The organism is Saccharothrix violaceirubra (assembly GCF_014203755.1).
Lineage (GTDB): Bacteria > Actinomycetota > Actinomycetes > Mycobacteriales > Pseudonocardiaceae > Actinosynnema > Actinosynnema violaceirubrum.
The window spans coordinates 6706228-6718804 of sequence record NZ_JACHJS010000001.1; the positions used below are offsets into that span (position 1 = coordinate 6706228).

Here is a 12577-nt window from a genome sequence, read left to right on the forward strand (position 1 = left end):
CGTGACCAGCCGTGAAGATCGACCAGGTCGCGATCGAGTACGACCCCCGCACGCTGCGAGCGTCGGTCATGGCGGGCGTCGACGGCTTCTGGGTGGCAGAGACCGCCCACGACCCGTTCGTTGCGTTGTCCCGAGTGGCCGGCGAGGTGGACGTGGAGCTGGGGACGGCCATCGCGGTGGCGTTCGCCCGGAACCCGATGAGTACCGCGGTCCAGGCCAACGACCTGCAACTGCTGTGCGAGGGCCGCTTCCACCTGGGCCTGGGTTCGCAGGTCGAGGCGCACATCACCAAGCGCTTCGGCATGCCCTGGTCGAAGCCGGCAGCACGCATGCGCGAGTTCGTCCAGGCACTACAGGCGATCTGGACCTGTTGGGAGACGGGCGAAAGGCTGACCTTCAGAGGCGAGTTCTACCGCCATACCCTGATGACCCCGTTCTTCAATCCTGGCCCGAACCCTTATGGCAGGCCGAAAATCTGGCTGGCCGGTGTGGGTGAGCTGATGACGGAGGTCGCGGGCGAGGTGGCGGACGGCTTCCTGTGCCACGCGTTGACGACTGAGCGGTACCTGCGAGAGGTCACCCTGCCGGCGTTGGCCCGGGGCCGTGAGCGGGCCGGGCGCCCCATGGACATCGAGATCAGCGGGCCTTCGCTCGTGGTGCACGACGAAGCTTCCGCTCGCGAGGCCCGCGAACGCATCGCGTTCTACGGCTCGACCCCGGCTTACCGAAAAGTCTTGGACTTGCACGGCTGGGGCACCCTGCATGAGGACCTGCACCGCTTGTCTCGACGGCAACAGTGGGCCGACATGGCGGCATTGATCGACGACGAGATCCTGTCCGCTTTCGCCGTGATCGGCACCCCGTCCGAAGTGCGGACCGAACTGGAGGACCGCTACGGCGACATCGTGTCGCGCGTAGCGGCCCCCAGCCTGGCCGACATCTGAAAAATTTATGAGTATAGATTACCCGAAGATACCCGGAACCTCACTCGGAAAAAACTTTCTGACAGTCGGCCGAACGTACATCTTCCACGGAATATGCGAAAGTCCGGAAATAAAATTGAGAACGCCGGAATGACTCCTTGAAGAGGCCACTAGATCGCAGATCGGCGCAGTCGAACCGACATCACCATCGACCACCCTGATCAACGTTTCCGTTCCCATGAATATTTTCCCCGCAGCGGCTGGACACCGACTTTCCGATGAAACAACCAAACTACATCCACGCACCAATTCCGGTATCAACCCAACTTCCACATCACGTGCGTAATACTGATCAGTGGCTTCGACAACTGCACCCAAGAGTGCCGCATGCAAAAGAAACCGATGCATGGTCTCCCCCGTCGAACGCCATGCCGAACCGGAAGACCCCGTCTCACGTTCGAAGACCTGCGCATCCTCCTCTATTTTTGGTACCGACCACTCCCAATCGCCCTCATCGTCTACCCAGAAAGTAGTTCCACCAAAATCACCTGAATTCTCCCGGATATACACCTGACCGAATACCGGAATCGTACTGAATCGACCGTCGATCAGACTCGACCAGAACGCAGGCCATCCCAGAAGATCCGAAACCGTACCTACCTGCCCGATATCCAAATCGCCGTACCAGCGCCGCAAGAACCGTACGACTTCGTCACTGTCAGCAGCGCTTAGTTCATCCATAGCGACAATATGCCACAAATCCCACCAATTGAAAACATGAGCGGACCCAACCCACCCACCATGGTCGGCCCTACCGGCCCAGGCAGGGCCGACCACGAGGCCCGCCTAGCTTGCGTTACCAATAAACTTTCCGAACGGAAGTCCGTTCATGTAGACCCACATCTCAACACCCTCTGGCAACATATCTTCGATATTCGCGGCACACCCGTTCGGCCCCGGACACATCTGCCCCTTGGAGTTGCTTACGTACAAAACAGCCTTCCTGATGACCGGATTGCTCCTCAGAATTGCCGCAGCATGCGTTTCGACATGGTCCGAGTTCTGCTTCGTACGACCCGGCAGGCTGGCCAGTTCCTCAGACGGCCCACCCGGTCCGCTCGACAGCGGAATTTGCTCATTTCCTACGTCGAGAATTCCGGTAGTCCTACGTGGGTAATCAGTCGGAAGTTCAGCGGCAGCCTTGGATATATCACAGCTCGTATTGTGAACGAGGACAGGCGTAACCCCAGTGAGGGCATAGTAGGTGTGGATTCCCTCGACGGTGAGGTTGAACACCTGACGGACGGCCGACCAGGGGCGGACCTCGACGATGTCGACCTGACGACCCTCCGCTGTTTCCAGCAGAGCACCGGGCTTCAGTTCGTCGGCTCGGACCCAACGATCTTCGTCCGTACGCCAGAACGGGTGGTTGCCGGTGGCTGAGATCGTGGAGCGGACGCCGTCGACCTCCACCGTCACGTCGACCATGTACTTCTTGCCATTGCCGACGATGACGTTCGCGACGGTCTTGGCCTCGGTCTTCCCGGTTTCAGGATCGGTGGCCTTGACCTTGTCGCCTACATCGACGTCCTTCAGCGCCTTGCGCGTCCCATCGGCGAGCAGAATCTCGGTATCGGGTGTAAAGCTGTTCTTACAGCCACCGCCAGTGATCTTGGCCAATGCGGCGCGACCCCTGCCAAGGACGTTCTTGGCCCAGTCCTGGCGTTTCATGAAGGACTTGACCGCGCCGATGGCGTTGTCGATGGCCTTGACGATCTTCGGAGCCTTGAGGATCTTGCCCCAGGGGATCGCACCGAGAATCATCGATGCACAAGCACCGAGATCGCCTTCGCCGAAACAGCTCTGGATGTCGTTGATCCCCAGGACTTCCTTGAGAATCTCGCCACCCGCTTCGAGCGCGATGTCGAGCCAGTTCTGCTTCTCGACCTGCTCGGCATCGATGATGTCCTGCTCGGAGACACCGGCCGCCGCGTAGGCGTTCTTCTTCTCGTTCTCGGTCCGCTGGTGGTACTCGTACGCCGTCTCGCCGGTCGAACCCCTGTCGCCGTAGCTGTCGCGATTGGGCACCGAACCGCAGCCGTCGCCATCCACACCGCATCGCTTCAGACCGGTCGGGTCCGAGAACGTGATGGGACTGCTGTTGCCGTACGCGTAGCCGTTGATCTGCTGCGGATCGGTCAAGTCCATGATCGGGTCGGCTGAGATGAATCTGCCGATGCCCGCGTCGTACTCACGGGCCCCGAGGTGGACCAGGCCGGTTGTCGTGTCGTTCGTGCCGCCGACGAATCCCTTGTCGTCCGGCCACGACGCCGGTGCCGTGCCGCGCGACTCGCCGAACGGGGTCTGGCGGCGTTGCGTCACGGCCAGGTTCGCCGAGTTCAACGACACCTGGTTGGTGCCCTGGTGGTCACCCGCCAGCCACGTCAGGCTCGACGACGTACGGGCCGCCACCGTCGTACCCGCGATCGAGTACCAACGCGTCCCGCTCTTCTGGTTCGTCGACGTGGTGAGTTTGATCTCCTGGCCGGCCAGGTAGAGGGTCACCTCGCCGGGCACCTTGCGCAGCAGCCGCGAACCCTCGGCGTCGTAGACGAACGACGTCGTCTGCCCGGACGCCGTGTCCGAGGTCAGCTTGCCCTCGGCGTCCCACACCAGGTCGTGGGTGACGCCGTTGGCCATGCGCTTCTTGGTGTTGCCGGTCTGGTCGTACTCGAACGTCTGCAACTGCTGCCCGGACGGCCCGTTGCTGGTCACCGACTGGAGCAGGTGGCCACCGGACTGGGGCAGCGCGTACGTGCTGACCGTGTCACCCGCGGCGGTGTGCTCGGTGTCCGTCGCACGGTTGCCCGCGGCGTCGTAGGTAAACGACTGCCAGTACCCGGCCGGACCGCCGACGACCTGCAACGACGGGTTCGCCGCGCACTTCGACGTGCCCGCCCACGCTTCCTTCAACTGCTGCACGTGGTCGTACTTGAAGCACTGGTAGTCGACCGACGACGGCAGGCCGTTGGGCAGGCTGGTGATCGTGCCCGACGCATCCGTGGTGAAGTTGGTCGGCGCCTCGACGACCGACGTGATGTTGCCCGCCGGGTCGTAGAAGTACTTCGACCGGCTTGCCACGCCGTTGCCCGTCACGTGCCGGACGACGGTCGAGTCGGACAACCGTCGCGTGTCCGCCTCGTAGCCCCGGTTGAGCTGCACCCACTTGCTGCCCTGCGAGACCCCCGCGTTGAGCATGATCTGGGAGACCTGCGAGTACTCGTTGTACGTCACCTCGGGCACGTAGTCCGTGGTGCCGCCGAGCGACTCCTGCTCGCCCGTGGTCAAGTACGTGTACTGCAGGGTCTCCGCGGCGAGGTTGCCCGCCGCGGGCAACGCCACCGACACGACGCTGCCGTCGTGGCCGTAGCCCGTCGTGGTCTCGTACGACCCGGCCAGCGAACCTTCCGCCGTCGGGATCGTCACCTTCTGCCCGGTCGGTCGACCGGACCCGTCGTACGCCGTCACCTCGGAGCTGTAGGCGTTGCCGCCGACGTACCGGGTCGACTTGCGCAGGTCGCCCTTGCGCAACGTGTCGTAGGTCCAGTCGGAGAGCTTCGTGGTGCCCTCGTACGACGCGGTCTTGCGGCCCAGTTCGTCGTACTCGAACCGCACGGTGCGGTTGCGCGAGTCCTTGGTCGTGAGCAGTTGCCCGGCGTCGTCGTAGGTGTTGGTGGTGAGACCCCGGTCCGGGTCCTCCACGGTCACCACGCGGTCGCGCAGGTCGTAGGTGTTCCGCCAGAAGTTGCCCGCCGGGTCGATCAGCTTCAGCAGCTTCCCGTCACGGGAGTACTCGTACCGGGTGACGTCCTTGTCGCCGGTCGGCGTCGCCGCCTTGTGCTGCCACAGCTCGGTCGTCCGGCCCTGCGCGTCGGTCAGCACGGTGGTGGCCGTGCCGCCGGCGGGCGGCGTGGTCATGACCCGGTCGCCGCCGTAGACCTTGGTCGTCGTCCACTTGTCCTGGCCCAGGCCGCGGAAGGTCTGGGTCAGCGGACGCGCGAGGGCGTCGTAGGTGGTGAGCGTCTGCGACGGCAGGTCGGGCTGGTTGCCCGCCGGCACGGTGACCAGCTCCGGTCCCGGTCCCGCGTCGTCGTCGTAGTACAGGGTCGCCGTGCGGCCGACCAGACCACGCGAGTCGTAGAACGTGTCCGAGATCTGCCTGCCCACGTAAGGCGCCGGCGACTGGGTCTGACGTGGCCGCAGCAGACCGTCGTAGATCGCGTACGACGTCGACTGCGCGTCGTGCGCGTTGAGCGTCGTCGTCGACACGGACGACACGGCGTCCTTGCGGATCGTGTACCCGTACTCGATGTTGGGCGTCTCGTTGTCGCCACGACCGGGCATGCGCACGGTCTTCAACCGGCCGAGCGCGTCGTACCCGAGCCGCGTCGTCCCGTTGTTGGCGTCGGTCTTCACGGTCGGGCTGCCCCACGCCGCGTTGAAGGTGGTCGACGCCGTGAAGTTCTTCGGGTTCGTGACGGACTGGGTGGTCAGCAGGCCGTTGGTGTGCGTGTAGGTCGTCTCGGACTTGCGGTCCAGGGCGTCCCACGACTTCGTCACGCGGCCGTAGTTGTCGTACTCGGCGCGCGAGACCTGCTTGAACTGCGGCACGCCCAGGCTGTACTCGGCGACCTCTTCGGACTTGGTCACGGCACCGGCACCCGGCACGGTGCCGAGGGTCGTGCTGCCGTCGTAGTAGTTGCGGCTGTAGCCGATGATCCCGGCGGGGATGACGTAGACGCCGCCGCAGGCCGCGCCGTACTTCTTCACCTCGACGACCAGGTCCAGGATCCACGCCGTGGTGTTGCTCGCGTGCGTGGTCTCCGTGCACATGTCGTCGTTGGGGGTGGACTCGTCGCCGAACTCGTCGAACTTGATCGCGACGCCGTCGTCGTTGTAGACGTTGACGGCCTTGGTCGACCGCGTGCCGCCCGCCGCGAGCGTGGTGATCGTCCGCGTCGACGCGGGCCGGGTCATGTACGCCTCGATCGGGCCGCGCTTGGCGGTCGGACCGCGGGTCCACGGCGTGGTGATCGTGGTCAGCAGCGTCGCGCCGCCCGGACCGCTCTTGAGGATCTCCTCCCGCTGGAAGCCCTGTGCGGCCGGGATGTCGTCGGCCTCACCCAGTTGGGAGTCGATCACCTTGTCGGTCCGCGTGCCGCCGGCGGCCTTCTTGTCGCCGAACATGCCGCGGTAGTAGAGGCGTTCGGTCTGCGTGTTGCCCTTGGTGGTGCGGACCTTCTGGTAGCCGCGCCACTCCGACCAGGACCGCCGCTCCTCGGGGATGATCGGGTCGTCGGTGTAGTGCCACGCCGGCGTGCCGACGTACTCGTAGCTGGTGACCTGGTCGGGCGCACCGCCGACGCGGTCGGTCTCCACGACCTCGCGCACCGGGTACTTGTGGAACCAGTCGTCGATCTCCGAGTGGTCCGGCGGCGCCCACTTCACCGGGAAGCAGCGGGTGCCGTTGGTGTCGTCCGCCGCGGGCAGCGCGGCACGGTCGCAGTCGCCGTCGAAGTAGTCCAGCGCCACCAGGCCGCCGGCCTCGGAGTAGATCTTGGTGAGCCGGTACTTGTAGAGCGGCAGGTAGCCGCCCCACCCGGCGGTCGGCGAGCCGACGCGGTTGGCCAGGCGTTTGCCGTCGAAGGTGACCTCGGGCAACGTGATCTCGCCGCCCACGTGTCCCTTGTGGACGATGCCGGTCAGCCACAGCGCGGCCGACGACGAGTCGCCGGTCTCCGGGAAGCTGTGGTTGAACGACCAGCTGTCGACGTCCTGCCAGCCGGAGCCGACCCGGGCCTTCGTGACGATCTTGGTGAGCTTCTTCGTGGTCCAGAACGTCGGCGAGAGCTTGTCCGGGCACGTGGTGGCGTCGCACTTCTGGTCGAGCGGCACGTCCGGGAAGTCCGTCGCCGTCGCCTGCGAGCAGCCCGTGTTCGGGGCACACCGCTCGGCCGTGTCGAAGGTGACCTTCGCGGGCGGCTCGCCGGCGTACTCCTGCCCGGCGCGCGTGCCGTACTCGATCCGGTTGAGCGTGCCGCCGCGCACGTACTGCGACGCGGTCTCGTTGCGGTTGCGGCCGTAGTTGTTGGTCTCGGTGTCGTAGTAGTAGGTCATCGAGTTGCCGCGAGCGTCCACGACGTAGTCGAGGTTCCAGCGCCACGCCCGCGTGCACCACGCGTCCTTGAAGGTCGCGTTGTAGCAGGGCTGCCCTGACAGGCGGCCGAACACCGGCACGGTCCAGGTCGACTTGGTCTCCGGCTTGCCGGCACTCCACCCGTCGAGCCGGTTGAGGCCGAAGTAGTACTTGGTGCCGTCGGACTTGGTGATCCGCCAGTACTCGCCGTCGACGTCGCCGTTGGTCGCGCCGGTCAGCCGCTCGATCTTGGACCGGTCGTCGTTCTTCAGCCGCCAGTAGTCGTTCGCCGGGTCCTCGTTGTGCACGAGCTTGCCGCCGGACCCGTTGAGCATCAACGTCGCGTTGTCGTCGAACCAGCACTTGTCCAGCGTCTTCTTCGCCGGTTCGTCCGTGTTGTCCGCGCACGACATGAAGCTGCGCTCGATGTAGCCCGACCACGACTCCCAACCCTCGCCCAGCCACGACGGCTGGTTGTTGGTCGAGGCCATGTGCCCGTCCACCGTCGACGACGAGTAGCCCAGCGCCACGGACGGCGCAAGGCCACCGGGCACCGGTGGCACCTTGATCGGGTACGACCAGCTGAAATCACCGGTCTGCTGCGATACCTGCCACGTCGCCGAGGGCTTGAGCGGCGTCGCCGCGTAGTCGCCCTGGCCGTCCGCGGAGGTCCCCGAAGAGGTGACCGCCAGCAGGATCTCGCCGCCGGGCGCGGCACTGCCCGCGAACGTGCGCCCGCTCTCGCCGGGCAGGGAGAACGACGCCGTCAACCGCCCCAGCGTGCTGTCGTTGTGCGATTCCACCGGCGTGTGGTCGGGGAGCTGGACGACCGTGAGCCGGGAGGCCCAGTCACCGCCGAAAGCGTGCCGGAAACCGCTGTAGTCGATGGCGACGGTCACCGGGCCTTCGGCACCGGACACGCGCAGGAGCGGACCGGACACCCCGGCCTTGTCCGCTTCGGCGCGGTCGAGCAACCGCACCCGGACGTCGCCGGTCCGGCCTTCCACCCGCACCGGCAGGTCGCCCGCGCGAAACTCGGCGGACCCGCCCTCGGACAGCTCGGCCGCGCCCTCGCCCGCGCTGGGCCAGGTCGCCGCCGGTGCGCCGGTCAGCGCCCGTTTCGCCGCCTCGTCGGGCGCGATCGGGGTGGTCTCCTGACCGGTCACGGGCACGGTGTGCCGTGCAGTCCTGCCGAACGGCGCCGCCTCACTTCCGGCGTACACGCTCGCCGGTACGGTGAGCACCCCCGCGGCCAGCACGGCGCCGACGAACAGCGCTGTCGCTCTTCGGGATTTCGATATGCCGGGTATTCCGGACATGCTTCGCACGAGCACCTCTTCCGGTCGGTGTCGGAACATGACGAGATCCCCGTGCCGGCCGAATCGGTTGTGTCCGACCGGGGGTCCACGGGTTGCCGAAGGCACGCCAAGGGGCAGCCGCGCGGGATCGTGCGCGGCCACATGCGTGACGGGAACGGACAGGACGGGTGCCCGCGCCGGTAGCACCGACACGGGCACCCGTCGCCGGCTCAGCCGGAGGTCGAGATCAGCTTGATCTCCCGGGGCGTCAGCACGCCCTGGTAGACGCGGACGCTGTCCACGCCGCCGAGGAACGGGGTCATCGCGGAGCCGTTGAACAGCGCCCGCCCGATCCCCACCGACCCGGCCGCGTTCCACGTGGACACGTGCTTGGTCGGATCGCCCTGCGGCACGCCGTTGACGTACAGGCGCAGCTCACCCGCTGCCGCGTCGTACACGGCGGCCAGGTTCACCTGCTGCCCGTTCGTCGGCGCGTTGGACGACTTGACCACGTCCTCCACCGGGTTGTCCTGGTCGGCGTTGCCCATGGCGAAGGTCCAGCGGCTGTCCGAGTACTGGAGGTAGTAGCCCCCGACCCTGGTGCCCGACTGGCTGACGATCGGCCGCCGCCCGTCGAGCTGTGAGGGCGTCACCCGGGCCGTCACGCTGAAGCTCTGGTCGGTCCGCAGCGCGGAGCCGACCGTGGCGGCGAAGTCGTCGCCGTCGGCGAGCTGGAGCTTCCCGCCGGTGATCGCCGCGCCGCCGAACACCGTGGCCGTGCGGTCGCGGGTGGACGAGTCGACCGCGGACGTGCCGGCCGGGTCGAGCTGCCACGCCCAGCCGGCGGGCGGCGTGGACTGGTGCAGCGCGGTGATCTGCGCGGCGGTCAGCGCCGAGCCGTACACGAAGACGTCGTCGACCGTGCCCGGGAAGTACCCGAGCGACGCGCCGTTCTGCTTGCCCCGGCCGACCACGAGCGACCCGGCCGCGTTCCACGACGAGGACTTCGTGGTCTCGCCCTGCAACACGCCGTTGACGTAGAGCCGCATCTTGCCCGCGGTCGCGTCGTACACGCCGGTCAGGTGCGTCCACGTCTCGGTCGCCGCGGTCGCGGTCGAGTTCACCCACGTCTCGGCTGACCCGTCCGCGTCGGCGTCGGGCATGTCGAACGCCCACTTGTCGCTCGAGGACGAGTACTGGAGCACGAACCCGCTGTTGCGGTTGCCGTCCTGGCTGACCGCGTCGAACCAGTTGCCCTTGTTCCGCAGGAAGACCCGGGCGGACACGGTGAAGCTCTGGTCCGTGCGCATGGGTGCCGGGGTGGACAGGGTGCCGCCGGCCAGGCGCAGGCTCTGCCCCGTGCCGCCGTAGCCGACGTCCCACTTGGCGCCCAGGGTGATCGTCGACGCCGGACCGGTGGGAGCCGGGTCGTTGAACGCCCAGTGGCCTTCCATGACCGCGGGCCGGTTGGACAGCTCGGAGATGTCCTCGGCGACCAGGACCCGGTCGTACACCACGACGTCGTCCACGGCACCGGCGAAGGCACCCGTCGACGCGCCGGTCTGCTTGCCCCGGCCGACGACCAGCGAGCCGCCCGCGTTCCACGGCGTGTTCCGCTTGGCCGAACCCTGGTAGACGCCGTTGACGTACAGCTTGATCTCACCGGACGCGGCGTCGTACACGCCGATCAGGCGCGTCCAGACGTTCTTCTCGGCCGGCTGGTTCGACGTCACCCACGCCTCGCCGGACCCGTCCGCGTCGGCGTTCGGGGTGTCGAACACCCAGCCCTTTGTCGACCCGGAGTACTGGAGCACGAAGGCGCTGTTGCGGTTGCCGTCCTGGCTGAGCGCGTTGTACCAGCCGTTCGGGTCGGCGTTCGCGCCCAGCTTGACCCACGCCGCCACGCTGAAGCTCTGGTTCGTCGCCACGACGGGACCGGCCGTGGTCAGCACGCCGCCGTTGAGTTGCGCGGCCTGACCATCACGTCCGGCCACCCACGACACGCCGGTGGGCGACGCGGTGAGCGGGTGCGGCACGTCCGCGACGTCGGAGCCGTCGCCGTCGAGCTGCCACCGCCCGGTGGACACCGTCTGCTGGTCGGTGTGGAAGGCGTACGCGGCGGGCTGCCCGGCGCTCACGTTGCCGGCGCGGTCCACGCTCTGCACGTAGACCACGTTGCGGCCCAGGTGTTTCGCGGTGAGGTTGACCGACGCGGTGCCGCCCAGGGACGACGCGGCGACGTAGTTCACCGGCGGGTTCTCGTAGCCGTAGCGGTAGCCGGCGACGTCCGAGACCCCGCCGGCGGCGAACGTGAACTGCCCGGCCGTGCCCGCGATGCCGTGGAACTCGTCGTCCGCGGGGAAGTCGGTGGAACTCACGCCGGGTGCCGCCGCGGGCTGCGACAGGTCGAGCACGAACTCGCAGAACGTGGACCGGGCGGACGGGTCGATGTAGTCGCCGACGCCCACGGTCCACGCGTACTGGCCGCCGTCGGTGAACGTGCCCGTCGGGAAGTTGTACCGCGCGATCTCGCCGTTGGGGATGCCGTCGATGCCGCCGGACCCGAGGTCGCCGCCGTTGACGTGGCCCCAGTAGAAGCGGGCGTTGAGCAGCGGGTTCTCGGCGCCGTCCGAGTCGGAGACGCGGGCGGTGAACTGCGGGTTCGGGTTGCGCAGGTACGGCCGGTTCGCGCCGGTCGCGCACCCGGTGCCGTCGGTGGACAGCTCGGTCGGCGTGTTCGGCCGCGAGTTGTAGGTGATGTTCAGGGCCGGGTTGGGGTCGAACTTGCGCCACCCGTTGACGGTGTTCTCGTCACCGGCCGAGATGCCGAGCGAGACGTACTGCTTGCCCTCGTTGAGGGCGCCGACGACGCCGTTGACCGCGTTGAGGTCGACACCGACCGTGGGGCAGCCGGCCCCGCCCTTGTCGAGTCTGGAGTCGAGCCACTGCAACCAGCCGATGTTGTTCCAGTTCGTACCCGGTCCGGCTTCGGTGGTGCGCCAGAGGTTCACGTAGCTGTCGTTGCAGTTCCAGGCGTGTGTCTGGGTGGCCTGGAACCAGGCCGTCTTGACGATCTTGCCCTGGAGCGCGCCGATGTCGAACGTCCAGACGGAGCGGACGGTCTGGCCGGTCTGCGCCTCGTAGCCGACCCGCGCGACGCCGGTGTACCAGTTGTTCCAGTTGGGGTCGTTGGAGAAGTTCTTCCACAGCTCGGTGCCGCCGAGCCGGGAGGCGTTGAACGGCGGGTCGATGTAGACCGGGTAGACGGTGTCCTCGCCGGTCAGCAGCTTCTCGTCGGTCGTCACCTCCAGGGAGTCGCCGGTGACGTCGAGGCCGAGCGCGGCCCGCTTGGCACCGATGGACGGACCGTCGGCGGACGACGCCTCGCCCCGCTGCGGGTCGGCGCCCGACGAGTCCCACATCATCGGCTTGGCGCCGCTGAGCACCTCGACCCCGGCCTTGTCGACGACCTTGGGCGTCTCGAAGTCGCCTTCCTTCAGGGAAACCCCGGTGGTGCTCGTCTTCAGCGCGACTTCGCGCAGGTCCGGGTTGTCCGCCGCCTCGGCGTTCTTGACGACCAGGACCTGCGTGAACCCCTCGGCGCGCGCGTTGAGCACCAGGTCGACGCCCGGGAACACCTCGGCGTAGGTCGCGCTGTCGCCGTCCACCGTCGGCTTCGGCAGCGCTGAGGGCCAGGACAGGGAGACTTTCCGCTCCCCGGCGCCGAACTCGACCAACGGCGCGGTCCCGCCGCCGGAGAACACGATGGGCGCGGTGACCGCCTTGGGCGTCAACGCGCCGTCGGGCCGCGTTTTCAAGGACGTGTCGACGGGTTCCCACCCGTCGTCCCTGCGCACCCGGACGGCGCCCGGTCTGGCTTCCAGTGTTCGTGTGCCGTCGGGGTTGACGAACACCTTGGTCCGCTCGGTGCCCTGGTCCGCCAGCTCGACCGGCTTGCCGGTGGCCTTGGCCTGCTGCTCGGGCGTCGTCGGAGCGGTCGGGGTCGGAGCGGGCTGGGCGTGGGCGGGTAGCGCGGTCATACCCGCGAGCAGCGCCGCAGAGGAGACGGTGGCACACAGCAGACGTGACAGGCGCGCAGGCTCGCGCCACGTCGCGGAACGACGTGTCATCAGGTGAAACCCCCCGGGCTCGAATGATCG

Annotated in this window: 4 protein-coding genes; 1 reads left to right on the forward strand and 3 read right to left on the reverse strand. The window is 67.3% G+C overall.

Features of this window, described 5'->3' with window-relative positions:
- Positions 1-11: 11 nt before the first annotated feature.
- Positions 12-944, forward strand: a complete 933-nt coding sequence (locus tag F4559_RS30985; RefSeq protein WP_312865906.1) for a TIGR03617 family F420-dependent LLM class oxidoreductase — start codon at positions 12-14, stop codon at positions 942-944.
- An 18-nt stretch (positions 945-962) separates the two neighbouring features.
- On the opposite strand, the gene F4559_RS30990 is transcribed toward F4559_RS30985, so the two are convergent.
- The 3 genes from F4559_RS30990 to F4559_RS31000 form a co-directional block, all read right to left on the reverse strand.
- Positions 963-1664 (reverse strand): hypothetical protein, encoded by a 702-nt coding sequence (locus F4559_RS30990; RefSeq protein WP_184674635.1) that lies wholly within the window; start codon positions 1662-1664, stop codon positions 963-965.
- A gap of 105 nt (positions 1665-1769) precedes the next feature.
- Positions 1770-8285 (reverse strand): RHS repeat-associated core domain-containing protein, encoded by a 6516-nt coding sequence (locus tag F4559_RS36635; protein ID WP_184674636.1) that lies wholly within the window; start codon positions 8283-8285, stop codon positions 1770-1772.
- Positions 8286-8647: 362 nt separating this feature from the next.
- Positions 8648-12547 carry a LamG domain-containing protein gene (locus F4559_RS31000; protein ID WP_184674637.1) on the reverse strand — a complete coding sequence of 1300 codons (3900 nt, stop codon included), beginning with the start codon at positions 12545-12547 and terminating at the stop codon, positions 8648-8650.
- Positions 12548-12577: the final 30 nt, after the last annotated feature.

Excerpts from the sequence above, each read along its gene's own strand:
- F4559_RS30990 (WP_184674635.1), bottom strand. The coding sequence starts at position 1,664 with ATGGATGAACTAAGCGCTGCTGACAGTGACGAAGTCGTACGGTTCTTG.
- F4559_RS31000 (WP_184674637.1), bottom strand. The coding sequence starts at position 12,547 with ATGACACGTCGTTCCGCGACGTGGCGCGAGCCTGCGCGCCTGTCACGT.